This is a genomic window from Demequina silvatica, assembly GCF_000971215.1.
GTDB lineage: Bacteria > Actinomycetota > Actinomycetes > Actinomycetales > Demequinaceae > Demequina > Demequina silvatica.
This window is the reverse complement of sequence record NZ_BBMA01000005.1, coordinates 161,199-185,687: the sequence shown is the minus strand read 5'-3', so window position 1 is coordinate 185,687 and position 24,489 is coordinate 161,199. Positions and strand designations below refer to the sequence as shown.

Here is a 24,489-nt window from a genome sequence, read left to right as displayed (position 1 = left end):
TCGGGGCTGTTCGGACGTGTCCGGACGTGCGTGTGCGGCGCCGCCCGGGTGAGGGTGGCGCCGCGGGGCGGGGTGGTTATGTGGGCGGGATGCCGGAGTGGTGGGTGTCGCGGTCGCTGCTGTCGTTGCGGGTGGTGTTCCAGGGTCGGGGTGCTCCGAAGCGGGCGCGGCCGCCTTGCCAGGGTGTCCGTGTCGGGTCGACCGATGCGGGAGGGATGAACCAGATCTCGGTGTCGGTGGCCCGGATCTGCCAGCCTTGATCGTGGATCACGTGATGACAATGCGAGCAGAGCAGGGCCCCGTTGGACAGGTCGGTGCGGCCGCCCCTGGACCAGAAGATGATGTGGTGGGCCTCTGTCCATGCCGGCGGGGCTCCGCACATCGCACAGCCCCCGTCACGCTCGCCTAGGGCGATGCGTTGGGCCTTGGAGAAGGGGCGGACCGTCCGTCCGAGCTTCAAGACCTGTCCCTTGTCGCCGATGAGGGCGGGGATGAGGATCGCGGAGGTGATCATGCGTTGCGCGACGCTCATGCCGATGGGTGTGGAGCAGCCGTCCACCTCGCCGAGCCCCGTCCCGGATTCAAGGTCGCTGGCCGAAGCGCGCACGACGACGGTAGTGGTGCCGAAGATCGCGGTGGTGGTCTCACAGCCCAGGGCGTGGCGGGCGAGGTCGGCGAGCGCGTCGGCGCGCATCTGTGCGGTGGTGCGGACGTCCTCGCCGGGGGTGTCGCGGCTGCGGCGTATCTGGTCGCCGACCATCTTGTCGATCGCTGCTTGCAGGTGTGCGGCGGTTTCGGGGTCGAGCTTGCCGTCGACGACGACCATCCCTTCACGGTTCTCCCAGATCTTCAGATACCGGGCCTGACGCTTCTGCGCCAGTGTGCGCTCGTGCTGGGCGACGTCGAGGGAGGCCTTGAAGCGGCGGATCACCGCCGCGAACTTGCCCGAATCCAATCCCTGGGCGCGCGTGACGAGGTCGGTCGCGGCCTTCTCCTTCGCCGCATCCGTGACCTCCTCGGACAGGGAGTCGAGCATGATGAGGATCTGCGACCCGCAGTCCGCGGAGATCTGTCCCGCGTCGAGCGCCTCGGTCACGATGGCGCGGTACCGCACCTGAGGAGTGGGCTGAGGATCCTCCGGCTCAGGCGGATCGTTGTCCTCGGGATCATCAGGATCCGGACCGTCATCGGGCTCATCAGGATCCGGCTCGGGATCAGGGTCGGGCGTGCCGCACTTCTCCTTCTCCTCCAGCGCACGACCGACCTCGATCAGCCGCATCGCCTCAGCCTTGTGCTTCCCCATCCGCGACGCCACCAGATCCGCCGCGGAGCGGAAGCCGTGATGCTTCGCGAGCCCACCCCCGGGCACATCGGACTGGACATCGATGTCGCGGGCCATGCGCGCGAGGACCAGGTCCATCTCGGCGGCGACCTGCGCCGCCGCACCGAACCGCTCCACCGCGTCCGGCGAGCCGCCTACGGAAGCCAGCGAACGCATCGTCCCCACCGCGACACGGGCGTCCACACACGCCGACGCGAACCCGGCGCCAGAGCCGCCGGGTAGGTCATCGAACAGGTGTGCTGCTTCCATGTGACCATCACACCACCGGGGTCTGACATTCCCGACAAAAGGGATGTGGAAAACGGAACTAGCCTGGTAAACAGCAGGATGACGCTACCGACCACGCGGAACGCGCCACACTGGACCGGTGCGCACCACGCGGTCCCGCCGCCGCGCCGTCGGCTTCACCGCGATGGCGCTGGGCGTCGCTGGCCTCGCCGGCCTGGTGCTGGTCGCGGGCTACTACGCCGCGCCCGACACGGCGCTCGGCACCGCCGCGGACATCTCCAACGCGGTGCAGGCGTTGATCGCGGGCGCGGTCGTCTGGGTCGCCACCGCCGCGACGCCGCGCGGACGCACGCCGGCTCGGCTGGTCTGGGCCGGGCTCGCGACGGCGGGGGTGGCCATCGCGGTGCTGGGGTCGCTGCTCATCATCACGGACTCGTCGGGCTGGGTGCGGGCGGCGCTGGTCCACATCCTCGGGTGGTCGCTGTTCGCGCCGTGGCTGGCCGCGTGGTGCCGCCGCACCCCCGACCCCATGCCCATGACGCCCTGGCAGCGCGACGCCGGCACCGTGGTCGCGGTGCTCCTCGCCGCGGGCGTGCTGGGGATCAGGGACGTGCTCGCCGGCACCGATCCGCACGCGCTCGGCGGGCTGCCCGGCGCGGGGCTGGGATGGCCGGCGCTCCTCGCGATCACCGTCGGCGGGCTGGCCTTCCAGATCGCCCTGCCCGCATGGGCGACGTGGTGGGGCGCGACGCTGCTGCGCGCGCCCGGCCGCGCCGGTGACCCCGAGGTGCACCACCACCGGCTGCGGGCGTCGCGCAACGGAACCACCCGCGCGGCCGGGCGATAGCGCTCGCGCCTACCCGCCGATGGCGCTCATGGGGCGGTCGGGCTGCAGGAAGTCGGGGGAGTCGATCCCATGCCCCGGCCGCTTCCCCGCGACGCACGCCTGCATGGCCGCGGCGACCGCCGCATCGTCCGCCCCCGCCCGCATGAGGGTCCGCAGGTCCGACTCCTCGCGCGCGAACAGGCAGTTCCTGAACTGGCCGTCGGCGGTCAGCCTCACCCGGTCGCAGCGGTCGCAGAACGCGCGCGTCACGGACGCGATCACCCCGACCGTCGAGGACGTCCCCGCGATCGGGAACGTCTCCGCGGGCGCCGCGCCGTCGTGCCCCAGCGACTCGAGCTCGAACCTCGACGCGAGCACCTCCAGGATCTCCTCCGCGGTCACCATCTCCTCGCGCCGCCACGTGTGGCCGCCGTCGAGCGGCATGTGCTCGATGAACCGCATCTCGAGCCCACGCTCCACCGCGAACGACACCAGATCGCAGATCTCGTCGTCGTTGACGCCGCGCATGATGAGCGCGTTGAGCTTGATCGGCGCGAACCCGACGGCCCTGGCGGCCTCGATCCCGGCGAGCGTGTCCGCGAGGCGGTCGCGGCGCGTCAGCTCGAGGAAGCGCCCGCGCCGCAGCGTGTCGATCGAGATGTTCACGCGGTCGAGCCCGGCATCGCGCAGCGGCGCCGCGAGCGACGGCAGGCGCAGCGCGTTGGTGGTCAGTGAAAGGTCGAGCGGACCGTCGGGCGTGGTGAGCGCGGCGAGCGCCGTCACCACGTCGACCACGTCGGGACGCAGGAGTGGCTCACCGCCAGTGAGCCGCACCTCCCGCACCCCGAGCGACACGGCGACGCGGGTGAGCCTCACCAGCTCCTCCGTCGACAGCAGCGTGGCGGACTTCAACCACGGCACCCCGTCCGCGGGCATGCAGTACGTGCACCGCAGCGAGCAGCGGTCGGTGAGCGAGATCCGCAGGTCGCGGTGCACACGCCCGTACCGGTCCACCAGCCCCGCGCTCATACGACCCCCACCCACGTGTGCGACCCGTCGGCGAGCACCTCGCGCTTCCACACGGGCAGGTTCGCCTTCACGTCCTCGACCAGCGCGGAGACGGTGTCGAGCGCCTCGCGACGATGCGGCGCGGACACCGCGGCGACGATCGCCGCCTCTCCCACGGACAGGTGGCCGATGCGGTGGGTGACGGCGACGGTCAGGTCGGGGGCGTCGTGGCGCGCGGCTATCGCCGCGATGACCTCGGCGGCCGAGGGGTGCGCCGAGTAGTCGAGGCCCACCACCTCTCCGGTGACGGACGGATCGTGGTCGCGGACGGTCCCGATGAAGGTCGCGATCGCGCCGGCGCGCGGTCCGGACACGGCGTCCACGTGCGCGGCGAGCGAGAGCGGCGCCTCCGACATGGCGGCGAGCGCGATCAATGGTCTCCTCCGTCCAGCTGGGCGACCGCGTGGGCGATCAGGTCGGGCAGCACCCCGAGCGCGGACTCGACCGCGCGCACGGACCCCGGCAGGTTGATGATCAGCGCGCCCGGCGCGCCTCCGGTCACGCCGGCGAGCCCGCGCGACAGCGCCACCGCGGACGTGAGGTGCGCGTCCCGCTGACGGAGCAGCTCGGGGATCCCCGGCAGCTCTCTCGCGAGCAGCGGCGCGGTCGCCTCGGGCGTGACGTCGCGCGGCGCGACGCCCGTGCCGCCGGTGGTCACCACGGCGCGCGCGCCCGCGGCGACGGCGCCCTCGAGTGCGTGGCGGATCTCGGCGACCTCGTCCGGCACCAGCGAGCGCGTCACGGCCGCCCCCGCGGCCGCCAGCCGGTCGGCGAGAAGGGGACCCGTCGCATCGTCCCGCGCGCCCGCGGCGGAGCGGTCGGACACGGTGACCACGGCGATCGTCACGCCGGCGAGGACGGGGGACATGCTCGCCAGTCTACGAATCCTCGGATTGCGCCCGTGTTGCGGCGGCCTTACCGCGCCGCCGCGCCGGACGTGAGCGCGTAGGCCTCGAGCCCGCGCGGCACCCCGAACCACACCGGCGTCCCCGCTTCTAGCCCGGCCGCCGCCTCGACGGGCACGTCCGCGGCGAGCAGCGCGCCGTGCACCCGCACCACGTCGCCGCGCGGCTCGAGCCCGCGCACCGCGTCCACCACCCACGCGGGACCGGACACGGGCGCCGCCAGCGCCAGCGCCACGTCGCCGGGATGCGCCGTCACGCCGGCCCTCACGCCCGCGCCCGGACCCCCGCCCACCGGCACCCGCACGCCGGCGGCGATCTCGAGGGCGCCTCCGCGCATCGTCCCCTCGACCAGCACCCGCCCGCCCATGCGCGCGGCGAACGCCGTCCGCGGCCGGGTCAGCACCTCTGCGGCCGTCCCGGACTCCGCCACGGACCCGGCCTCCATCACCGCGACCGTGTCCGCGAGGGCGTGCGCGTCGAGCGCGTCGTGCGTGGTGACCACCGCGGTGACGCCCGTGAGCAGCCCCGCGACCAGCCCGCGCACCTCGCTGGCGACCACCACGTCGAGCCCGGCGAACGGCTCGTCGAGCAGCATCACCCGCGGTTCGGCGGCCAGCGCCCGCGCGATCGCGACGCGCCGCGCCTGACCGCCGGACAGCGCCCCGGGCCGCCGGTCGCCGAGCCCGTCGAGGCCCACGCGCGCGAGCCACGCGTCCGCGGCCTCCCGCGCCGCCGCGCGTCCCAGACCGCGCGAGCGCGGCCCGAACGCGACGTTGTCGCGCACGGACATGGTGGGGAAGAGGGCGTCGTCCTGGGACAGCAGGCCGATGCGCCGGTCCCGGGGGGCGCGCGGCGCGTCGGTGCCGTCGAGGGTCACCCGGGCGTCCGCGCCGGGCACGATCCCGGCGACGGCCTCGAGCACCGTCGACTTGCCCGAGCCGTTCGGGCCGAGCAGCACGAGCGTGGCCCCCGAGGAAACCTCCACCGCCGCGTCCACTCCGCGCGCCGGGACGCGCACGCGCGCCGTCAGCGCCGTCACGCCGCACCCCGCAGCGGCCGGTAGGCGAGTGCCACCACTCCGATGGCGACCGCGACCAGCACCAGCGACAGCGCGGCCGCGGCCGCCGGATCCGTCTCCCGCACCAGGTAGATCTCCAGCGGCGCCGTCCGCGTGACCCCCTCGAGCGAGCCCGCGAACGTCAGCGTCGCCCCGAACTCGCCGAGCGCCCGCGCGAACGCGAGCACCGCCCCGGTGGCCAGCGCCGGCGCCAGCGCGGGAAGCGTCACGCGCGTGAGCACGCGGGTCCGCGACGCGCCGAGCGTGCCGGCGATCGCCTCGTGGCGCCCGCTGCGGGCCGCGAGCGCGGACTCCACGGACACCACCATGAACGGCATCGCGACGAACGTCTGGGCGATCACCACCGCGAGCGTGGTGAACGCCACGGACCCGCCGAGCTCCTCGCCCAGCAGCCCTCGCCGCCCGAACGCGTACAGCAGCGCCAGGCCGCCCACCACGGGCGGCAGCACCAGCGGCGCGAGCACCACGGCGCGCACCAGCCCTCGCACCGGCCCGCGCATCCCGTGGAGCACGAACCCGAGCGGCACGCCCAGCGCCAGGGTTGCCAGGGTCGCGACGGCCGCGGTCCGCAGCGACAGCCCGAGCGCGGTGAGCGACTCCTGCGACGTCACCAGCGACCAGAGGTCCGTCCACTCGACGCGGGCCACCAGCCCGAGCAGCGGCAGCAGCACCAGCAACCCGCCGAGCGCCGCGAGCGGCGCCAGCCACCGCGGACCCGTCACCGCGTGCGCCCCGTCACGGCGCCCCGAACCCGGCCGCGGCGAGCACCGCCTGCGCCTCGGGTCCGCCCAGGTACGCGACGAACTCCTGTGCCAGCGCGGGCTGGGCCGCCCGGGTGAGCGCGGCGGCGGGATAGCGGTTGACCACGGACCCGGCGCCGTCGATCGGCACGGCCTCCACGCCGTAGCCGCGCGCGACGTCGGTGACGTACACGATCCCCGCGTCGGCCTGCCCTGCGGACACCTTCCCCAGCACGTCCGTCACGTTCTGCTCCTCGGACGCGGGGGAGAGGGTGACGCCCGCGCCGGCGGCCAACGCGGCCGTCGCCGCCCCGCACGGCACCTGGGGCGCGCAGACCACGGTGACCACCGCATCATCCGCCAGGTCCGCGAGGCCGGCCACGCCGGCCCGGTTGCCCTCGGGGACCACGATCGTGAGCGTGTTGGTCGCCACCACCGTGGGGGTGCCGGCGACGAGGCCCTCGACCTTGTCCATGTTCGCCTCGTCGGCGGAGATGAACACGTCCGCCGGCGCGCCCTCGAGCAGCTGCGCCGCGAGGTCCGAGGATCCGGCGTAGTTGCCCACCACGTCCACGCCGGGGTGGTCGGCCTCGAAGCCCTCCGCGATCTCCTCGAGCACCTCGGTGAGCGAGGCGGCGGCGAGCACCCACAGCGTGGTGTCCTCGGACCCGGGCGCGAGGGATGCCGCGCCCCGGTCGGCGGACCCGTTCGTGCATGCGGTCAGGGACAGCGCGAGGGCCGCGACCGAGCCGGCGACGGCGAGCGGACCCGCGCCGCCCCTCACCGCGCGCCCGCCGGCGTCTCGACGATCACGGTGGTCGCCTTCACCACCGCCGTCGCCACCGCGCCGGGCTCCAGCGCGAGCTCGCGCGCCGCCTCCGCGCTCATGAGCGACACCACGCGATGCGGCCCGCACTGCAGGTCCACCTGCGCCATCACGCCGTCCGCGACCACGCGCGTGACGATCCCGGTGAAGCGGTTGCGTGCCGACCGCCTCACGTCCGTCGGGTCCTCCGGCGCGGTCGCGCGCGCGGCGTACGCTGCCACGTCGACGCCGTCGACCAGGATCCGGCCGGCGCCGTCGCGGACGGTCGCGACGCCCTCGGCGTCGATCCAGCGGCGGATGGTGTCGTCGCTCACGCCCACGAGCGCGGCGGCCTCCGAGATACGCAAGTGCGGCATGGTTGCGACGTTAGCGCCGCAGATGCGGCGAGACAAGGCGCGGGACGATGCGCGGGCCGGGTTCTCGCGCGCCGGCGCCCGTGCGGGGGGAGGCTACGCGGCCGGGGTGCCGCGCGGAGGGGTGTCGTCGCCGTCGAGCGCGTCGATGACCTCCTCGTAGAGGAGCGCGTGGACCTTCTCGACGTTGGGGATGTCGTCGAACTCGAGCGGGTCGTCGGAGGCGGACTCGATGATGAGCGTGCCGGTGCGGAACATGCGGTCCACCAGCCCGTGGCGGAACTGGACCGTGTTGATGCGCGCGAGCGGGATGTCGATGCCGGTCTTGGTGAACACGCCGGTGCGGAAGATCACGCGGCGGTCGGTGATGACGAAGTGCGTGGTGGACCACCGGATGAAGGGCGACACCGCGAGCCACACGAGCAGCACGGCGACGATCACGCCCACCGCGATGCCCACGCCCGTCTCGACCCCGTCGCTCCACTCCACGGAGTCCATCCACCACCACGCGAGCACGATCAGCGCGATGGCGATCAGCGACACGACCACGGGCCCCACCAGCGCCTTCCAGTGCGGGTGGGCGTCGACCACGACGTCCTCGTCGGGGGCGAGCAGATTGCGCGGGTAGGCCATGAGGGGAACGTAGCAGGGAGGACCCGCGCCGGGAAGGGCGTCGCCGGACTCGCCGGCGACGCGACGCCGCCGCGCCGGCGACGCGCCCGTGACGCGCCGGTGACCGCCAGGAAACATGACGTGGATATCGTGGCCCCATGACCGCCGACCAGCAGACGCCATGGACCGGATACCAGCCGGTTCAGGCCTGGGACGAGGCAGTGGATCTCGAGGGCCGCGTCAGGGATCCGTACCGCCGGGTGTACGCGGAGATCGATCGGATGTCCGGCGAGGATCTCTACTCGCGCGCGGAGGCGCTCGCGTCGACCTACCTCGCGCAGGGCGTGACGTTCGATCACGCGGGGGAGGAGCGGCCCTTCCCGCTCGACATCGTCCCGCGCGTGGTGGGCGCCCACGAGTGGGAGATCATCTCGCCCGGCGTCGCGCAACGCGTGCGCACCCTCGAGGCGTTCCTCGCGGACGTCTACGGCTCGCAGCACTGCGTCAACGACGGGATCGTGCCGCGCCGGCTGATCGCGACCTCGCAGTACTTCTACCGCGAGGCGGCGGCAGTGGACCCGGCGAACGGCGTCCGCGTCCACGTCTCCGGCATCGACCTGGTCCGCGACCAGCACGGCATCTGGCGTGTGCTCGAGGACAACGTCCGCGTCCCGTCGGGCGTGAGCTACGTGCTGTCGAACCGCCGCGCGATGTCGCAGATGTTCCCCGACATGTTCGGCGCCATGGGCGTGCGGCCCGTGCTCGAGTACTCGCAGCGGTTGCGCGCCGCGCTCACCCGCTGCGCGCCCAACGACATCGACGATCCCACGATCGTGGTGCTCACCCCTGGCGTGTTCAACAGCGCGTACTACGAGCACTCGCTGCTCGCCCGTACCATGGGCGTCGAGCTGGTCGAGGGCCGCGACCTCGAGACGCACAACGGCCGCGTCTACATGCGCACCACCGCCGGCCGCAGGCGCGTCGACGTCATCTACCGGCGCGTCGACGACGACTACCTCGACCCCGTCGTGTTCCGCCCCGACTCCGCGCTGGGCGCACCCGGGATCGTGCACGCGGCGCGGCTGGGCAACGTCACCATCGCCAACGCGGTGGGCAACGGCGTCGCAGACGACAAGCTCATCTACACCTACATGCCCGAGCTCACCCGCTACTACCTGGGCGAGGAGCCGATCCTCCCCAACGTCGACACGTGGCGCCTCGAGGAGACCGAGGCGCGCGAGGAGGTCATGGACCGCCTCGACGAGCTCGTGGTGAAGCCGGTCGACGGCGCCGGCGGCAAGGGCGTGATCATCGGTCCCAAGGCCTCGCGCGAGGAGCTCGACACGGCGCGCGCCCAGATCCTCGAGGACCCGCGCGGCTGGATCGCGCAGCCCGTCATCCAGCTGAGCACCGTCCCGACGCTCACCGACGACGGCCTCGAGCCGCGCCACGTGGACCTGCGACCGTTCGCGATCAACGACGGCGACGACGTCTGGGTGCTGCCCGGCGGCCTCACCCGCGTGGCGCTCGCGCGCGGCCAGCTGATCGTGAACTCCTCGCAGGGCGGCGGCTCGAAGGACACCTGGGTCCTCGGCGGCGAGCGCCAGCGCGGCGTCAAGACGCCGCCGCCTGAATCGCGCGTGGAGCTCGGAGGGATCGGCGCGGTCCCGCAGGCGGCCCACCCCGACGACATCGAGCACGGCCAGCAGCAGCAACAGCAGCAACAGCAGCAGCAGCAAGGGGAGCCCACATGCTGAGCCGCATCGCGGAGTCCCTGTTCTGGATAGGCCGCTACGTCGAGCGCGCGGACAACACCGCGCGCCTGCTTGACGTCCACCTCAACGTCCTCCTCGAGGATCCTTGGGTCGACGAGCCGAGCGCCAACGCGTCGCTCCTGTCCGTCATGAACTGCGACTACGAGACCCCCGTGAGCCGTCGCGACGTCCTGGCGACGCTCGCGTTCGACCCGGACCGCGCATCGTCCATCGCCTGGACCCTGGGCGCCGCCCGCGAGAACGCGCGCCGCGCCCGAGAGGTCATCTCGACCGAGGTGTGGGAATCGCTCAACACCACCCGCAACCAGCTCCCGCGCTGGACGGCGTCCGCGCGGCCGCACGAGTACTTCGTGTGGGTGCGCGAGCGCGCCGCCGTGGTGTGGGGCCTGCACTCGGCGACCACCTCGCGCGACGACGCGTGGCACTTCATGGAGCTTGGCCGGTCGCTCGAGCGCGCGGACATGATCGCCCGCCTGCTCATGACCCGCCACTTCGAGGGCACCACGGGCCCCAACTGGACCGCGCTGCTGCGCTCGTGCAGCGCGCACGAGGCGTACCTGCGCACCGTCCGCGCGCTCGTCACGGAGGAGCGCGCCGCGGAGTTCCTCCTGGTGGACCGGCTGTTCCCGCGCTCGATCGCGTACAACCTGCAGAAGGCCGAGGACACGCTGGGCCTCATCGAGGGCGCGTCCACCTCGCGCGCGCTGTCCGACAGGGCCCGCCTCGCGCTCGGCCGCGCCCGCACCAACCTCGAGTACCGCGACGTCCGCGACGTGCTCGACGACCTCCCCGGCCAGATGCGCGAGGTGCAGTCCGCGTGCGCCGTCGCCTCCGACCTCATCCGTGACCGCTACTTCCTGCCGGCGTCGACCGTGCTGTGGAGCCAGGAGGCGCTATGACCACCCTGCGCATCGAGCACCGGACCTCGTTCACGTACGCGAGCCCCATCGTCTCCTCGTACAACGAGGCGCGCCTCACGCCCGCCTGGCTGCCGCGCCAGCGCGTCCTCGAGTCGCGCGTCGACATCGCGCCCGTGACGTGGCGGTCCCAGTACCGCGACTACTGGGAGGCGGACGTCGCCGTCTTCGAGGTGCTCCAGCCGCACGAGAGCCTCACCGTGGTGGGCTCCAGCCTGGTCGAGGTCTCCAGCGTCCCCGCCCGCGAGGAGCGCGTCGCGTGGGAGACCCTCACCGGCCCCCGGTTCCAGGACCTGCTGAGCGAGTACCTGGGCCTGAGCGACGTCACCGAGCCCACCGAGGAGCTCGCCGCGTTCGCGCGCGACGCCGCGGGCCGGCTCGACCCCGACGCCGCCGCGCGCGCGATCTGCGACCACCTGCACGACGAGATGGGCTACGTCCCCGGCGCCACCACCGTCCACACACCCGCGCGCGACGCGTGGGAGGCGCGGTCCGGGGTCTGCCAGGACTTCGCGCACCTCGCGATCGGGGCGCTGCGCACCGTCGGCATCCCGGCCCGCTACGTGTCCGGCTACCTCCACCCCAAGGCCGACGCCGCGATCGGCGAGACCGTCTCCGGCGAGTCGCACGCGTGGGTCGAGTGGTGGACGGGCGACTGGTACGGCTTCGACCCGACCAACGACCGCGAGGTGGGCGACCACCACGTGATCGTGGCGCGCGCCCGCGAGTACACGGACGTGCCGCCGCTCACGGGTGTGGTCGCGGGCAGCACCACCGACCTGCAGGTCCAGGTCCGCGTCACCCAGACCGAGTAGCCGCCGCGCGCGTCACCCGACGTGCTCGAGGTGCCACGGCTCGGGCTTGGCTCCATCAGGTCGCGCCCACCCGGGCAGCGTCCATCCGAACGCGGGAGCGGTCGCGATCAGCCAGGCGTACGCCTCGCCGTCCCAGCCACCCGGCATGCCCGGCTCGGACAGGTCGATCGCCTCGCCCCAGCCGTGGTTAGACGTGCCCGGCACCGCCGCCATGCCACCGTACCTCGCGGTCGCGGCCACCTGCCCCGCATAGTCGCGGTAGGCGCCGCCCACCGGGATGTGCAGCCCGAACGTCGCCTCGAAGGCCGCGTCGAGCCGCTCCAGGTCCGCCGCCGCGCCGCACGCGAGCAGCAGCCCCGGGTTCCAGCTGAGGCCGCACAGCGCGGAGGCCGGGATCATGCCGTTCCGGTAGGACGATGCGAGGGCCGGGCGGGTGGTGCCCGCGCCTTCTCCGGCGGTCGCGCCGGCGGTCGCGCCGGCGGTCGCCTCGACCTCGAGGTAGTCGGGCGAGACCCACAGCAGCCGCCCGTCCACGCGCACCTCGACCCATCCGCTGCGCGTCACGGCGCCGGTGGTCGCGAGCGTCTCTCCGTCTGCGCGCTGCCCGGCGACGTCCGCCGCCAGCGACGGGCCCGTGCGGAGGTTCAGCGCGGAGTCCACCGCGACCGCGACCACGGTGGGGTCCACCAGCCGCAGCGGCGCGTCCCACGCCGCGAAGCCCACGCCCGCGCGGTGGGCGAGGAACAGCACCGCGGCGGCGGCGCCGCGTGTGAGGGTCTCCTCGGGGCGGTACTCGAGCCCGTCCGGGCCCTCCCATCCGAACTCGGCGACCTCGGCGGCCAGCCACGCCACGGCATCGTCCATCTGGGAGCCGCCTGCCACGTCCGCGTACGGCGCGGCGTCCGCCTTCCGCGCGACGGGCGCGCCCGCGAAGCGGTACAGCATGCGCGCCATGTCGCCCCGCGTGAGGGCGTCGTCGGGACGGAACAGCCGCCGCACGCCGTCACGCTCGCCCACCACCACGCCCTGCGCGGCGAGCCACGCGATCTCGGCTGCGTGCTCCGTGTCGCGGCGGCCGGCGTCCGCGAACGGCGAGCCGCGCGGCACCACCGTCGCGGGCGACCCCGCGAGCCGGTAGAGGAAGGCGGCGAACTCGCCACGCGTCACGTCGAGCTCGGGCGCGAACGCGCGTCCCGCCTCCGTGAGCGTGCCGCCGTCGATCCCCGCGCGGCCCATCCACGCGATCGCCGCGGCGAACTCCGAGTACGTCGGGTCGCCCAGCACGCCGGACACGTCGTCGAACGTCACCCTTCCGATGGGGTCCGGGGCGGGCACGCCGGACGATGCGGGGGCGTCCGGGTCGTACGGCGTCGCCTCGGGTGCGGGGAGGGGAGCGGGGTCGGCCGGCGGCGCGGCGGCCGGCTCGCGGTCCGGCGCGGGGTCCGTGGTGCCGGACGGCTTCGGGTCGGGGTCCGGGTCCGGGTCAGGCTTCGGAGCAGGCTGCGGGTCGGGCTTCGCGGTGCCGGTGGGGGAGGACGTGGGTGTGGGCCTGGGCGATGACGTCGCGGTGGAGGAGGGCTCGGGCGAGGCGACCGACGCCTCGGGTGACGGCTCCGCGGAGGCGACCGGGGCATCGTCCACCTGCTCGCCCGCGGCGGGCGAGGGTGAAGGCGACACCGTGGCGGCGTGGGCGGGCACGGCGGCGAAGGCGAGCGTGGAGGCCGCCGTCAGCGTCGTGATCCCCGTGAGCAGGCTCCGGCGCCAGCCGGTCCCGCCACCGTCCGCCATGGGTTCCCTCCCTCCACCTGCGGAGCCGCGCGGCGCGATGAGGGGCCGTCGACCGCGGGTCGAGGTCCGTCCGGACGCGCGCGTTCCTCCATGGTGCCACGCGGGCCCGACATCGTCCCGGGATCAGCGGAACTTGACCCCCGGGCTGAGGCGGGTGGTGGTGGTGTAACCGGTCTTCTTGGCGATGACGCGCACCTTGATGGTGTGGCCCTTGTCGGCCCAGCGGAGCTTGTAGTACTTGCCGGTGGCGCCGGTGATGACCTTGCCGTCGCGCAGCCACTTGTAGGAGAGGTTCGGGGTGGGGCTCCACGTGCCGGTGCGGGCGGCGACGGTCTTGCCCATCTTCATGGTGCCGTTGACCTCCGGGCGCGGGGCCTGGTTGAACGTCAGCGGGTACTTGCCGAAGTTCTGGGTGGCCCACGCGCAGTCGGTCGAGCTGTTGTACGCGATGCCGATGCCGATCTGGGTGAAGTTGCCCGTGATGTTGGCCTCGTGGCCCGCGGACTTCAGCCAGCCGCTCATGATCTGAGCGGTGTTGTTTGCCTTGCCGCCGAAGCCGCAGGCGTAACCGACGTTCTCCGCGGCGCTCGAGGCGCCGTTCGGCATCTGCTCGTAGAAGTTCGGGTTGTGCGCCAGCGTGCGCGTCGCCTTCATGTGGCCGCTCCAGCCCTGCGACACGTCGACGATCCCTGCGCGCAGGGTGAGCGGCTTGAGGCCCTCGTCCTGGCGGTGAGCGTTGGTGCGCTGCAGCACCTTGGTCAGGGGATCGGTCGCGGCGTCAGCCGGGCCGGAGCTCATGACGAACGCCGCGACGAACGCAGCGGTGACGATGAGCGCGACACGACGCGCCAGGGTGTGCGGGACCGCGGTGGCGGACGGGCGCATGCTGGCCTCCTCGAAGGTGAGCGGGGTCTACTGCGCCCGCTTCCAGGTTGGATATCGGCATGTTGTCCGAAAGGTTGCGGAAACGGTCGCTCGTGTGGGGTAGGCCACACGAGCGTGAGCCGTGTCTATGCGTGGGATGTGAGGTATTGCACTCCGGCCGTCAGCGGACCAGTCGCGCCTCGCTCAACCGCGTCGCTGTGACATATCCCGCGCGCGTGCCCGTCACCCGCACCCTGATCCGGTCGCCCCGGTCCTGCGCCGTGAGCGTGTAGCTCGCCTTGCTGGCGCCCGCGATCGGGCGCCCGTCGCGCAGCCACCGGTACGCGAGGGAGGCGCGCGGGCTCCACGTCCCGGCCGCGGCCGTGAGGACCTTGCCGACGCGCGGGGTGCCGGAGACGGTGGGGATGGGCGCGGTCGCGAACACGCGCGGAACGCCGACGGGCGCCGAGGTGCGGGTGATGGCATCGAAGCCCGCGCGGACGGCAGTCACCGCGACCGTGACGGCGGCGCCGCGATCAGCGGTGGTGAGCCGGTACGTCGATGCGGTCGCGCCCGCGATGGGTGCGCCGTTGCGCCGCCACTGGTAGGCCGGGGTCATCGACGGGATCCAGGTCCCGGTCCGCGCGGTGAGCGTCGCGCCGGCGGTGAGCGCGCGAGACGCGATCGTGGGCCGGGGCGTCGCCGACCACGCGCCCTTCTCGAGCACCGCGTCGATGCCGGTGACGGCGGCGCGCGGGGCGACGGTGACCCGGGTCGCGTCCGTATACGAGTACGCGTCGTCGTACCACTCGGACGCGACGTCGGGCAGCGCCCACTCGGAGGCGCCGAACGAGACGTCGTACGTGTCGGGCGGAAGGTTCGTGAAGGTGAAGCCGTACGCTCCCGGCGAGACGTGGAAGTGCGTGCCCCGGGCACCGGCAAGCCACACGCCGACCTGGCTCAGGTTCGGCCTCGCGATCGATTCGCTGAGAACCGTCACCTTCCCGGACAGCGTGCCCGACCACTCCATGGTCTGGTCGATGCGTGTGGCGTCCGCGGCGGTCACGTCCACGGGCGTCGAGGTGCCCTGGGTGACCGCGCCCGGCCAGTAGGACGTGCGCACCAGAGCCGGCATGCTGAGCGACTGCGTCTCCGTGGTGAGGGAGAGCGGGAAGGCGACGCGATAGCGCCCCGGCGCGAGCCCGTCCAACGTGTACGAGCCGTCGGTGCGCGACACGGCGACGAAGCCGCCCGCCTGGCCGTCCAGGCCGGTCGCCCGCACGAAGACGAAGCGGTAGTAGTCGAGCGGCGCGCCCTCGGGGAGTGCGACGGTGCCGGAGATGGAGCGAGTCGCGGCGTCCGCGCGGGCGGGCTCGGCGGCCGCCGTGATGCCGAGAGCGAGGAGCATCGCGGCAACGATGGCAGCGATGCGTACCCGACGGGACGCTGCGATGGGCACGGGCCACACTCCCTCAGCCGGGGAGGCACCCTGCGCTCTGCCGGTGAACGCACTGTAGCGACACCGGGTGACGTCGACGACGACGGTGTGGCGAAGAGCACTCCGCGAGCGTGTTCTCGAGGCGGCCAGCCGCCGCATCGTCCCTCGGTAGAATCTCTCGGGTGACCGAGACGCCCATGACCGACGAGCACCGCTACAAGTTCCGCGCCATCGAGGACCGCTGGCTTCCCGTGTGGGAGGAGCGCCAGCCGTTCCGCTCGGGCCGCGAGGACGATGCGCGTCCCACCAAGTACGTGCTCGACATGTTCCCGTACCCGTCGGGCGACCTGCACATGGGTCACGCCGAGGCGTACGCGCTGGGCGACGTCATCGCGCGCCACTGGGTGCAGAAGGGCTTCAACGTCCTCCACCCGATCGGCTGGGACTCCTTCGGCCTGCCCGCGGAGAACGCGGCGATCAAGCGCGGCGTGGACCCGGCCGGCTGGACCGAGGACAACATCGCGCAGCAGCTGAGCTCGATGAAGCGCTACGCGTGCTCGTTCGACTGGGACCGCGTGCTCATGACGCACCGTTCGGACTACTACCACTGGAACCAGTGGATCTTCACGCGCCTGTTCGAGCGCGGCCTCGCGTACCGCAAGCACTCGAACGTCAACTGGTGCCCCAAGGACCAGACCGTGCTCGCGAACGAGCAGGTGGTCGGCGGGCTGTGCGAGCGATGCGACACCCCCGTCACCAAGAAGAAGCTCAACCAGTGGTACTTCAAGGTCACCGAGTACGCCGACGAGCTGCTCGACGGCCTCGAGGACCTGCGTGAGACGTGGCCGTCCAAGGTCATCGCGATGCAGCGCAACTGGATCGGCCGCTCGCGCGGCGCGGACGTGACGTTCGAGATCGAGGGCCGCGAGCAGCCCATCACCATCTACACGACCCGCCCGGACACGCTCCACGGCGCGACCTTCATGGTGGTCGCGGCGGACTCCGACCTGGCCGCCGAGCTGGCGACCGGGGCCGACGCCGCCACGCAGGACGCGTTCGCGACCTACGTCGAGAAGGTGAAGGGCGAGTCCGAGATCGACCGCCTCGCCACCGACCGCCCCAAGACCGGCGTGTTCCTGCAGCGCTACGGCATCAACCCGGTCAACGGCGAGCGCCTGCCCATCTGGGCCTCCGACTACGTGCTGGCCGACTACGGCCACGGCGCGATCATGGCCGTGCCCGCGCACGACCAGCGCGACCTCGACTTCGCCCGCGCCATGTCGCTTCCCGTCCGCGTGGTCCTCGACTGCCGGGACGATGCGGGGGAGCCTTTCGGCGACCCGGCGGCCACGGGTGTGGCCGCGACGGGCGACGGGGTCCTGGTGAACTCGGGCTCGCTGGACGGGCTCGAGAAGGCGGCGGCGATCGAGGCGATCGTCGCGGAGCTGTCCGCGGCCGGCACCGGCGACGCGGCCACCAACTACCGCCTGCGCGACTGGCTGATCTCGCGCCAGCGCTACTGGGGCACGCCCATCCCGATCATCCACTGCGAGGCATGCGGCGAGGTCCCGGTCCCCGACGACCAGCTCCCCGTGAAGCTGCCGAACGCCGAGGGTCTCGACCTCAAGCCCAAGGGCCAGTCGCCGCTCGCGGCGGCCTCGGACTGGGTCAACACCACCTGCCCGCGCTGCGACGCGCCGGCGCTGCGCGACACCGACACCATGGACACCTTCGTGGATTCGTCCTGGTACTTCCTGCGCTACCTGTCGCCCGGGAAGACGGATGGCCCGTTCGACGTGGAGGAGGCCAAGCGCTGGGCGCCCATCGACCAGTACGTCGGCGGCGTGACCCACGCGATCCTGCACCTCCTGTACTCGCGCTTCTTCACCAAGGCGCTGCGCGACATGGGGATGATCGACTTCGGCGAGCCCTTCACCGCGCTGCTCAACCAGGGCATGGTCCTCATGGACGGCTCCGCGATGTCGAAGTCGCGCGGCAACCTGGTGCGCCTGTCCGAGCAGCTCGACGAGTTCGGCGTCGACGCCGTGCGCCTCACCATGGCGTTCGCCGGCCCGCCGGAGGACGACATCGACTGGGCGGACGTCTCGCCCGCCGGCTCGCAGAAGTTCCTCGCCCGTGCGTGGCGCCTGGCGCGCGACGTCGAGTCCGCGCCGGGGGTCGACGCCGCCACCGGCGACGCCGCGCTGCGTGCCGTCACGCACAAGGCGCTGGCGGAGTCGCAGGAGCTGGTCGAGGGCTTCAAGTTCAACGTCGTGGTGGCCCGCACCATGGAGCTGGTCAACGCCACCCGCAAGGTGATCGACTCGGGCGCCGGCCCGGCCGACCCGGCGGTGCGCGAGGCCGCCGAGGCCGTCGCGATCCTGCTGAGCCTGTTCGCTCCGTACACGGCGGAGGACATGTGGTCGATGCTCGGCCACTCCGACGTGGCGCTCGCGACCTACCCGGCCGTCGACCGGTCGCTGCTGGTCGAGGAGACCGTCACGTGCATCGTCCAGGTGATGGGCAAGGTGCGCGACCGCCTCGAGGTGCCCCCGGGCATCGGTCAGGACGAGCTGCGCTCGCTCGCCCTCGAGACGGACGGCGCCAAGCGCGCGATCGGGGATGCGTCGATCCGCACGGTGATCGTGAAGGCGCCGCGCCTGGTCAACATCGTCATCGGCTGATCCCGCGCCGCAGCGCCTCGCAGGTCGCCACCGTCGCTAGGGTGACGCCATGACCGTCGCCGTCATCGCCGACTCCGCCGCCTCGCTGCCGCCGCATCTCGCGGAGCGGTGGGGCATCGGGGTGGTGCCGCTGCAGGTGGTCGTGGACGGCGACGCGCGCGCCGAGGGCGTCGAGATCGGACCCGCCGAGGTGGTCGACCACCTCCGCGCCGGCACCGACGTCTCGACCTCCCAGCCCACCCCCGCGGCCTTCGACCAGGCCATCGCGACGGCCGTCGCGGCCGGTGCCCGGCGCATCGTCCTGCTGGCCATGTCCGGCGCGCTGTCCGGGACCTGCGAGGCCGCTCGGGCGGCCGCCGGCCGGGCGGCCGTGCCCGTCGAGGTGGTCGATACCAGGACCGTCGCGATGGCGTCGGGTTTCGCGGCGATCGCGGCCGCTCAGGCCGCGGCCGCCGGCGCGGAGGCCGCCGAGGTTGCGGCGGTCGCGCGCGCCGTGTCCGCCGGCTCGCGCTGCGTGTTCACGGTCGAGTCCGTCGAGCACCTCCGGCGCGGCGGCCGCGTGGGCCCCGCGGTCGCGGCGGTCGGGCGCGTGCTGGGCATCCGCCCGGTGCTCGAGGTGAGGGACGGCGAGGTGGTCCTCGCGTCGCGCGTGCGGGGCCTCGCCCGCGCGCGGGCGGCCCTTCACGCCGCGGTGGACGATGCGCTGGCCAGGTGCGCGAGGCCCGCGGTGGCGGTCATGGGCGTGGGCGCGGCGGAGCAGGCCGCGTCGGTGGCGGCCGAGATCGAGGCGCGCCATCCCGACGTCGCCCCGGTCACGGTGGCGGAGGTGAGCGCGGTGCTGGCCGTGCACGTGGGGCCCGGCACGCTGGCCGCGGTGGTCGCGGACCTCGCGGCCGTTTGACCCGTTCTCAGCCCAGCGTGCAGGAGTCGCTCGGGGTGAACTCGAGCCGGTAGCCGTCGAAGGTCTCGGTGTAGTCGCGCCACCCGCTCGCGTAGCGGATCTCGATGCGGTCCACCCAGGCGTGCGCGGCGGCGTCCTGCGGCGTGAACGCGACCAGCAGCTGTCCCATCCCGCCTGGCTCGATGGCGGCGTCGCCGGGAGCGACGGCGCGGGCCATGATGTCCTGCGCCGCGTCGTCGGCGTTGTCCGCGGGCCATTCCATGGTCCCCATGGCCTGGCCCACGTCCGGGCCTGTCGGATCGATGAGCAACTCGACGGAACCGAGGTTGGTGCCGGTCGCGGTCACCGACCAGACATCGATCGCGTTGGCGCCCGTGTTCGGCAGCAGCACGGCGTAGTACAGCGTGACGCCGTCCGGGCGCTGCGGCGCGCACACACCCAGCCCACCATCGGTGTCGAGCGGACCGTCCGCCAGCGCGTACGCGGCGCCGCCCGCGAGGACCGCGAGGGCCGCGGTGCACGCGATCACCAGGGTGCGCCGCTGTGCGGGCGCGACGGTCTGGGCCATACGGCCATCCTGACGACGCTCCTGCTATCGGCCAAGACCCCACTTCTGGGGGCGTGCGCGCGCGGTGATGTCCACGGGTCCGCGCAGGACGGCCGTTGTCCACGGATGCGGCGGTGGCGGTGTCGCGCACGGGGCGGGATTCCTAGCGTGACAGGCATGGACTCCTCCGAGGATGTGCGGGCCCGGTGGTCGGCCGGGCTGCGGGACGCCGCGTCGCGCGCGTACGCCGCGGGCCACGGCGCCGAGCCGCCCGCGCCCCACCCCACACGCTGGCGGCTCGACGCTCGGACGGCCCTCACGGCGGCCGCCGTGGTGGCGGTGATCGCCGCTGTCGCGTGGTGGGGGCTACGCGCCGAGCCGATGAGCCCGCTGGTGGCCGGCGCCTCGCCGGGTGTGTCCGCGGGCCCGTCGACCGGGGCCTCGCCGGGGCTCGCGCTTACGTCTACGGCGGCGCTCGTGGTGCACGTGAGCGGCGCGGTGGGCAGCCCGGGGCTCGTGGAGGTCGCGGCCGGCTCGCGGGTCGCGGACGCGATCGAGCTCGCGGGCGGCCTGGGGCGTCGCGCCGACGAGTCCTCGATCAACCTCGCGCGACCCGTGGTGGACGGCGAGCACATCGTCGTGGCGCGCGCGGGACCGGCGGTGGCCGCGGGCGCGGGCGCGGAGGGCGGGGAGGCGACGGGCGGCTCCGCGCTCATCAACCTCAACTCCGCGGACGCCGCGGCGCTCGAGGAGATCCCGGGCGTGGGCCCGGTGCTCGCCGCACGGATCGTGGAGGACCGCGAGGCCAACGGCCCGTTCCTCACGCTCGAGGATCTCGAGCGCGTCTCCGGCGTGGGTCCGTCGATCGTCGGTTCGCTCGCCGGCGTGGCGACCACGTGACCCCGTGGGCGGATGGGGCGACCTGCGGCTGGTCCCCGCGGCCGCCGCCGTGTGGACCGTCGCGCTCGGCGCCTGGTCCGCGGGGCCGCGCGGCGGGCTCCTGGTGGCGATCGCGTGGTGCGTGGCGGCGCTCGCCGCCGTGGCGGCACGCACCCCGTCCGGCCTGGTGCCGCTGCTGCTCTTGGCCGCCGTCGCGGGCGGCGCCGCGGCGGCCACCGCCGGCGCGGCGGTGCGGGCGCGGGCGTGGATCCCTGCGCACGAGCACGCGATGGTCGAGGCGCGCGGACGCGTGGTCGAGGTGAGGCCGGTGGACTCGGCGTATGCGGAGCCGCGCGTCGCGGTCCGCGTGGACGTCGGGGCGTGGCGCGAGCCGGGCGACGCGACGTGGGAGCGCGGAGCCGGGCTGGTGGTGCTGCTCGTGGACGCGGCGGACGCCCCCGCGCGTGGCGGGGAGGCGACGCTTGCGGGTACCACCGCGCCGTCCACCCACGGGACCGTGGACGCGCTGGTCGCGGGTCGCCTGGTCGCGTCGACGCCGCCGACGGGGTGGAGGGCCGTCGCCGAGGGCGCGCGCGAGGACCTCCGCGCGGCGCTCGTGGGCGTGGACCCGGTCACCGCGCCCGTGGTGGCGGGCATGGTGATCGGGGACACCTCGGCGATGGACCCCGCGTTGGTTGCGCAGATGCGCGTGACGGGCCTCGCGCACCTCACCGCCGTCTCGGGCGCGCACTTCGCGATCCTCGCCGCCGCGGTCGGGGCCGGACTGCGGCGCGCGCGGGCATCGCCGGTGCTGGTCGCGCTGGGGACACTGCTCGCCTGCGTCGCGTTCGCCGCCACCGTGTCCGGCGGCGGGTCGGTGCTCCGCGCGCTCACGATGGCGGCGATCGCGGCGGGTGCGCTGGTCGCGGGCAGGCGGGGGCAGACCGCGCCCGCGCTCGCGGCCGCGGTGGTGGTGCTCATCGTGGCGCGCCCCGAGCTCGCACGCGACGCGGGCCTCGCGCTGTCCGTCGCGGCCGTGGCGGCGATCGCGCTGCTCGCTCCCGGGCTGTCGACGCTGCTGCGGCGATGGCTCGCCGCCCCGTTGGCGGACGCGGCATCGCTCACCGTGGTCGCGCAGGCGGCGTGCCTGCCGATCCTCGCCTCGTTCGACGCCGGGGTGGGGCCGTGGGCGGTGGCGGCGAACGCCGTCGCGACGCCGGCCGCGATCCCGGTGACGTTGCTGGGCGTGGCGGCGCTGGTGACCGCCGGCCCGCTCCCCGCGGTCGCGCACGCGCTCGCGGAGGCGGCCGCGGCCTGCGCATGGCCCGTGGTCGCAGCCGCGCGCGCATTCACGGCGGCGCCCGGCGGAGAGCTCACGTCCGCGATCGGGACGAGGGGGATCGTGCTCGGCCTGGCGCTCGTGGTGGCGGTCGCGGTGGCCGCCCGCGCGCCGCGCCCGTGGTGGCTGGCGGGCGCGGTCGCCGCCTCCGCGATCGGCCTGCTCGTGCACGCGCCGCCCCGGTGGCTCCCCTCGGCGCTCGGCGGCGCGATCGACGGCTGGAGCGTGGTCGCCTGCGACGTGGGCCAGGGCGACGCCCTGGTGGTGCAAGGACAAGGCGCCGTGGTGATGGTCGACGTGGGCCCGGCCGGCGACGCGGCGGCCGGCTGTCTCGCACGCCTCGGCGTCGACCGCGTCGACCTGCTGGTCCTCTCGCACGAGCACGCGGATCACACGGGTGGGCTCGAGGACGTGCTCGCCGCCGTCGAGGTGAGCCAGGCCTGGCTGCCGCCCGCCGCGTCGGCGGCCACCGCATCGTCCCTCGCGGGCGTCGACGCCCGCCTGCCGGTCGAAGGCGAGGCCGTGCGGGTGGGCGGGGTCGACGTCGAGGTGCTCCAGACGGGTCCGCCGCCCGCGTCGAGGGACGGGACCGAGGTGAACGACTCGTCGACGGTGCTGCGGCTGACCGCGGACGGGATCGTGACCGTCGCACTGGGCGACCTGGAGGTCGAGGGCCAGCGGCGCCTCGAGCGCGTCGCGGGCCTGCTGGGCGCGGTGGACGTGGTGAAGGTCGCCCATCACGGCTCGGCGTCGCAGGAGGCCGCGCTGGTGCGAGCGGTGGGCGCGCCGGTCGCGCTCGTGTCCGTGGGGGAGGGCAACGACTACGGCCATCCGTCGCCGGAGGCGCTCGCGCTCTACGGGGCGGACGGCGCGGCGGTGCTCCGGACGGACCTGTGCGGGGACGTGGTGCTGGGGACGCTCGCCGGCGAGGTGGCGCTGGTCAGGGAGTGTCGGACCGCCGTGGGAGGCTAGTGCCCATGGCGGGACGGCAGGCACCTCAGGCGACCTGGTACCGTGCCGCGCCCGCGCCGGTGCTGCTGATCTCGGGTCCGGAGAAGCTGCTGGCCTCCCGGGCCGTAGAGCGCGTCACCGCGATCATGCGCAAGGCCGGAGACATCGAGGTGAGCAGGCTCGACGCCAGCGCCTACGTGCGCGGCGGGCTCGCGGGCGCCACCAGCCCCTCGCTGTTCGCGGACCCCGGGCTGGTGGTGGTCGAGTCGCTCGAGGCGATGAACGACGACTTCCTGCAGGACGCGCTCGCGTACGTCGCGCAGCCGGATCCCGAGTGCGTGGTGGTGATGCTCCACGCCGGCGGCGTGCGCGGCAAGAAGCTGCTCGACACGCTGCGCAAGGGCGGGACGCCCGAGTACACCTGCCCCGCCATCAAGAAGGACGCGGAGCTGGTCGACTTCGTGACAGGGGAGTTCGAGCGCGCCAAGCGCCCGGCGCCCGCGCGCGCGATCCGCGCGCTCGTGGACGCGATCGGCGAGGACGTCCCGGAGCTGGCCGCAGCGTGCGCGCAGCTGATGAGCGACGTCGACGGCTCGATCGACGAGGCGGCGGTGGCCCGCTACTACGGCACGCGCGTCAACGCGACGGGCTTCGCGGTCGCGGACGCTGCCATCGCGGGCCGCACGGCGGACGCGATCGCGCTGGTCCGTCACGCGCTGTCGACCGGCACGGATCCCGTGCCGCTGGTCGCCGCCCTGGCCTCCAAGCTGCGCACCCTCATCAAGGTGGGTGCGGCGCGCGGCAGGGGGGTGAGCCTCAAGGAGCTGGGCATCCAGCCGTGGCAGGAGGATCGCGCCCGCCGCGACCTGCGCCGTTGGGACGCGGACACCCTCGCGCTCGCCGTCCAGGCGGTTGCGCGCGCGGACGCGGAGATCAAGGGCGCATCGCGCGCGCCCGGCTTCGCGCTCGAGCGCTGCGTGCGCACCGTCGCCGAGCTCGCCGCCTGAGGCGGGCGGGGGTGCGGGTGCCGACGCGGTTCCGGCACCGCCCGGCACGCCGTGGGGAAGTGAGCGACGGTCTCGCGAGGTCGCGGGCTCCCATGGGGAGCTGAGCGACGTCCGTCCCGCGCGATCGGCCGGGCGTCGCTGATCTCCCCGCAGCGCGCGGCGATCCCGCGGAACCGTCGCTGAGCTCCCCATACGAGGCACGCGCCGGGGATGGGAGGCCCACGCCCGGAGGCGCCGGACCACTTACCCCGGAAAGCACGAACGCCCCGATCGCCGAAGCGATGCGGGGCGTAGGTGCGTGGAGGTCGCTTAGAGAGCGGCGACCTGCTTGGCCAGCGCCGACTTGCGGTTCGCGGCCTGGTTCTTGTGGATGACACCCTTGGACACGGCCTTGTCGAGCTTGACGGAGGCGGTCTTGAGGGCGGTCTCGGCGGTGGCCTTGTCGCCGGCGGCGATGGCCTCGCGCACCTTGCGGACGTTGGTCTTGAGCTCCGACTTGACGGCGACGTTGCGCAGGCGAGCCTTCTCGTTGGTGCCGATGCGCTTGATCTTCGACTTGATGTTTGCCACAGCGTTCCTTCTGCGTCTTGGTGAAAATTCAGGGGG

The 24,489-nt window shown here is 73.8% G+C and carries 23 protein-coding genes; 9 read left to right on the top strand and 14 right to left on the bottom strand.

Going from position 1 to position 24,489, the window contains the following annotated elements:
• Positions 1–76 precede the first annotated feature (76 nt).
• On the bottom strand, positions 77–1,591 hold the full coding sequence (locus AOM05_RS08415) for an HNH endonuclease (protein ID WP_062521211.1): 1,515 nt from the start codon (positions 1,589–1,591) through the stop codon (positions 77–79).
• 118 nt (positions 1,592–1,709) lie between these two features.
• Here AOM05_RS08415 and AOM05_RS08410 point away from each other — a divergent pair, with 118 nt between their 5' ends.
• Positions 1,710–2,417: a hypothetical protein gene (locus tag AOM05_RS08410; protein WP_062521209.1), complete on the top strand. Its 708-nt coding sequence runs from the start codon at positions 1,710–1,712 to the stop codon at positions 2,415–2,417.
• Positions 2,418–2,426: 9 nt separating this feature from the next.
• Here the strand turns inward: AOM05_RS08410 and moaA are convergent, their stop codons facing one another.
• The 8 genes from moaA to AOM05_RS08370 form a co-directional block, all read right to left on the bottom strand.
• Positions 2,427–3,425, bottom strand: coding sequence for a GTP 3',8-cyclase MoaA (gene moaA, locus AOM05_RS08405; protein ID WP_062521208.1), 999 nt, complete (start codon positions 3,423–3,425; stop codon positions 2,427–2,429).
• Complete coding sequence (locus tag AOM05_RS08400; RefSeq protein ID WP_174442362.1) at positions 3,422–3,838, bottom strand: molybdenum cofactor biosynthesis protein MoaE; 417 nt, start codon at positions 3,836–3,838, stop codon at positions 3,422–3,424. The genes moaA and AOM05_RS08400 overlap by 4 nt, the downstream gene beginning before the upstream one ends.
• On the bottom strand, positions 3,835–4,332 hold the full coding sequence (locus AOM05_RS08395; RefSeq protein WP_062521207.1) for a MogA/MoaB family molybdenum cofactor biosynthesis protein: 498 nt from the start codon (positions 4,330–4,332) through the stop codon (positions 3,835–3,837). Before AOM05_RS08395 ends, AOM05_RS08400 begins: the two co-directional genes overlap by 4 nt.
• 47 nt (positions 4,333–4,379) lie before the next feature.
• The gene (locus AOM05_RS08390; RefSeq protein ID WP_062521205.1) at positions 4,380–5,408 is read right to left on the bottom strand and encodes an ABC transporter ATP-binding protein; all 1,029 of its coding nucleotides are present in this window, start codon (positions 5,406–5,408) and stop codon (positions 4,380–4,382) included.
• Positions 5,405–6,169, bottom strand: a complete 765-nt coding sequence (locus tag AOM05_RS08385) for an ABC transporter permease (RefSeq protein WP_062521203.1) — start codon at positions 6,167–6,169, stop codon at positions 5,405–5,407. The genes AOM05_RS08390 and AOM05_RS08385 overlap by 4 nt, the downstream gene beginning before the upstream one ends.
• A 13-nt stretch (positions 6,170–6,182) precedes the next feature.
• On the bottom strand, positions 6,183–6,971 hold the full coding sequence (modA, locus tag AOM05_RS08380) for a molybdate ABC transporter substrate-binding protein (RefSeq protein ID WP_062521201.1): 789 nt from the start codon (positions 6,969–6,971) through the stop codon (positions 6,183–6,185).
• Positions 6,968–7,369, bottom strand: a complete 402-nt coding sequence (locus tag AOM05_RS08375; protein WP_062521199.1) for a TOBE domain-containing protein — start codon at positions 7,367–7,369, stop codon at positions 6,968–6,970. Before AOM05_RS08375 ends, modA begins: the two co-directional genes overlap by 4 nt.
• A 93-nt stretch (positions 7,370–7,462) precedes the next feature.
• Positions 7,463–7,999: a PH domain-containing protein gene (locus AOM05_RS08370; protein WP_062521197.1), complete on the bottom strand. Its 537-nt coding sequence runs from the start codon at positions 7,997–7,999 to the stop codon at positions 7,463–7,465.
• Between the two features lie 137 nt (positions 8,000–8,136).
• Between AOM05_RS08370 and AOM05_RS08365 the strand changes: the two genes are divergently transcribed.
• Genes AOM05_RS08365 through AOM05_RS08355 form a run of 3 tightly spaced genes read left to right on the top strand, consistent with a single transcriptional unit; the run spans position 8,137 to position 11,485 of the window.
• Complete coding sequence (locus tag AOM05_RS08365) at positions 8,137–9,735, top strand: circularly permuted type 2 ATP-grasp protein (RefSeq protein WP_062521195.1); 1,599 nt, start codon at positions 8,137–8,139, stop codon at positions 9,733–9,735.
• Positions 9,729–10,652, top strand: coding sequence for an alpha-E domain-containing protein (locus tag AOM05_RS08360; RefSeq protein WP_062521193.1), 924 nt, complete (start codon positions 9,729–9,731; stop codon positions 10,650–10,652). Before AOM05_RS08365 ends, AOM05_RS08360 begins: the two co-directional genes overlap by 7 nt.
• Complete coding sequence (locus tag AOM05_RS08355; protein ID WP_062521190.1) at positions 10,649–11,485, top strand: transglutaminase family protein; 837 nt, start codon at positions 10,649–10,651, stop codon at positions 11,483–11,485. Before AOM05_RS08360 ends, AOM05_RS08355 begins: the two co-directional genes overlap by 4 nt.
• A 12-nt stretch (positions 11,486–11,497) precedes the next feature.
• Here the strand turns inward: AOM05_RS08355 and AOM05_RS08350 are convergent, their stop codons facing one another.
• From AOM05_RS08350 to AOM05_RS08340, 3 genes are all read right to left on the bottom strand, one after another.
• Positions 11,498–13,273, bottom strand: a complete 1,776-nt coding sequence (locus AOM05_RS08350) for a D-alanyl-D-alanine carboxypeptidase family protein (protein WP_062521188.1) — start codon at positions 13,271–13,273, stop codon at positions 11,498–11,500.
• A 123-nt stretch (positions 13,274–13,396) separates the two neighbouring features.
• Positions 13,397–14,158: a CAP domain-containing protein gene (locus AOM05_RS08345; protein WP_062521186.1), complete on the bottom strand. Its 762-nt coding sequence runs from the start codon at positions 14,156–14,158 to the stop codon at positions 13,397–13,399.
• A gap of 160 nt (positions 14,159–14,318) precedes the next feature.
• Positions 14,319–15,545 carry a carboxypeptidase-like regulatory domain-containing protein gene (locus AOM05_RS08340; protein ID WP_062521184.1) on the bottom strand — a complete coding sequence of 409 codons (1,227 nt, stop codon included), beginning with the start codon at positions 15,543–15,545 and terminating at the stop codon, positions 14,319–14,321.
• Positions 15,546–15,772: 227 nt separating this feature from the next.
• On the opposite strand from AOM05_RS08340, the gene leuS reads away from it, so the two are divergent.
• The gene (gene leuS / locus AOM05_RS08335; protein WP_062521505.1) at positions 15,773–18,259 is read left to right on the top strand and encodes a leucine--tRNA ligase; all 2,487 of its coding nucleotides are present in this window, start codon (positions 15,773–15,775) and stop codon (positions 18,257–18,259) included.
• 49 nt (positions 18,260–18,308) lie between these two features.
• The gene (locus tag AOM05_RS08330; protein WP_062521182.1) at positions 18,309–19,160 is read left to right on the top strand and encodes a DegV family protein; all 852 of its coding nucleotides are present in this window, start codon (positions 18,309–18,311) and stop codon (positions 19,158–19,160) included.
• A gap of 7 nt (positions 19,161–19,167) precedes the next feature.
• Here the strand turns inward: AOM05_RS08330 and AOM05_RS08325 are convergent, their stop codons facing one another.
• Positions 19,168–19,728 carry a hypothetical protein gene (locus tag AOM05_RS08325; protein WP_062521179.1) on the bottom strand — a complete coding sequence of 187 codons (561 nt, stop codon included), beginning with the start codon at positions 19,726–19,728 and terminating at the stop codon, positions 19,168–19,170.
• Between the two features lie 156 nt (positions 19,729–19,884).
• Here AOM05_RS08325 and AOM05_RS08320 point away from each other — a divergent pair, with 156 nt between their 5' ends.
• The 3 genes from AOM05_RS08320 to holA are packed head-to-tail and all read left to right on the top strand — an operon-like array spanning position 19,885 to position 23,883.
• Complete coding sequence (locus AOM05_RS08320; protein WP_062521177.1) at positions 19,885–20,607, top strand: ComEA family DNA-binding protein; 723 nt, start codon at positions 19,885–19,887, stop codon at positions 20,605–20,607.
• Positions 20,608–20,611: 4 nt separating this feature from the next.
• Complete coding sequence (locus AOM05_RS08315) at positions 20,612–22,897, top strand: ComEC/Rec2 family competence protein (protein WP_062521175.1); 2,286 nt, start codon at positions 20,612–20,614, stop codon at positions 22,895–22,897.
• 5 nt (positions 22,898–22,902) lie between these two features.
• Positions 22,903–23,883 carry a DNA polymerase III subunit delta gene (gene holA, locus AOM05_RS08310; protein ID WP_062521173.1) on the top strand — a complete coding sequence of 327 codons (981 nt, stop codon included), beginning with the start codon at positions 22,903–22,905 and terminating at the stop codon, positions 23,881–23,883.
• 309 nt (positions 23,884–24,192) lie between these two features.
• Here the strand turns inward: holA and rpsT are convergent, their stop codons facing one another.
• Positions 24,193–24,453: a 30S ribosomal protein S20 gene (gene rpsT / locus AOM05_RS08305; RefSeq protein ID WP_062289062.1), complete on the bottom strand. Its 261-nt coding sequence runs from the start codon at positions 24,451–24,453 to the stop codon at positions 24,193–24,195.
• Between the last annotated feature and the right edge of the window lie 36 nt (positions 24,454–24,489).

Bases quoted from the DNA above. Each gene is read 5' to 3' on its own strand.
- AOM05_RS08415 (WP_062521211.1), bottom strand. From the start codon at position 1,591: ATGGAAGCAGCACACCTGTTCGATGACCTACCCGGCGGCTCTGGCGCC.
- moaA (WP_062521208.1), bottom strand. From the start codon at position 3,425: ATGAGCGCGGGGCTGGTGGACCGGTACGGGCGTGTGCACCGCGACCTG.
- AOM05_RS08395 (WP_062521207.1), bottom strand. From the start codon at position 4,332: ATGTCCCCCGTCCTCGCCGGCGTGACGATCGCCGTGGTCACCGTGTCC.
- AOM05_RS08375 (WP_062521199.1), bottom strand. From the start codon at position 7,369: ATGCCGCACTTGCGTATCTCGGAGGCCGCCGCGCTCGTGGGCGTGAGC.
- AOM05_RS08370 (WP_062521197.1), bottom strand. From the start codon at position 7,999: ATGGCCTACCCGCGCAATCTGCTCGCCCCCGACGAGGACGTCGTGGTC.
- AOM05_RS08365 (WP_062521195.1), top strand. From the start codon at position 8,137: ATGACCGCCGACCAGCAGACGCCATGGACCGGATACCAGCCGGTTCAG.
- AOM05_RS08360 (WP_062521193.1), top strand. From the start codon at position 9,729: ATGCTGAGCCGCATCGCGGAGTCCCTGTTCTGGATAGGCCGCTACGTC.
- AOM05_RS08355 (WP_062521190.1), top strand. From the start codon at position 10,649: ATGACCACCCTGCGCATCGAGCACCGGACCTCGTTCACGTACGCGAGC.
- AOM05_RS08350 (WP_062521188.1), bottom strand. From the start codon at position 13,273: ATGGCGGACGGTGGCGGGACCGGCTGGCGCCGGAGCCTGCTCACGGGG.
- AOM05_RS08345 (WP_062521186.1), bottom strand. From the start codon at position 14,158: ATGCGCCCGTCCGCCACCGCGGTCCCGCACACCCTGGCGCGTCGTGTC.
- AOM05_RS08340 (WP_062521184.1), bottom strand. From the start codon at position 15,545: ATGCTCCTCGCTCTCGGCATCACGGCGGCCGCCGAGCCCGCCCGCGCG.
- leuS (WP_062521505.1), top strand. From the start codon at position 15,773: ATGACCGACGAGCACCGCTACAAGTTCCGCGCCATCGAGGACCGCTGG.
- AOM05_RS08330 (WP_062521182.1), top strand. From the start codon at position 18,309: ATGACCGTCGCCGTCATCGCCGACTCCGCCGCCTCGCTGCCGCCGCAT.
- AOM05_RS08325 (WP_062521179.1), bottom strand. From the start codon at position 19,728: ATGGCCCAGACCGTCGCGCCCGCACAGCGGCGCACCCTGGTGATCGCG.
- AOM05_RS08320 (WP_062521177.1), top strand. From the start codon at position 19,885: ATGGACTCCTCCGAGGATGTGCGGGCCCGGTGGTCGGCCGGGCTGCGG.
- holA (WP_062521173.1), top strand. From the start codon at position 22,903: ATGGCGGGACGGCAGGCACCTCAGGCGACCTGGTACCGTGCCGCGCCC.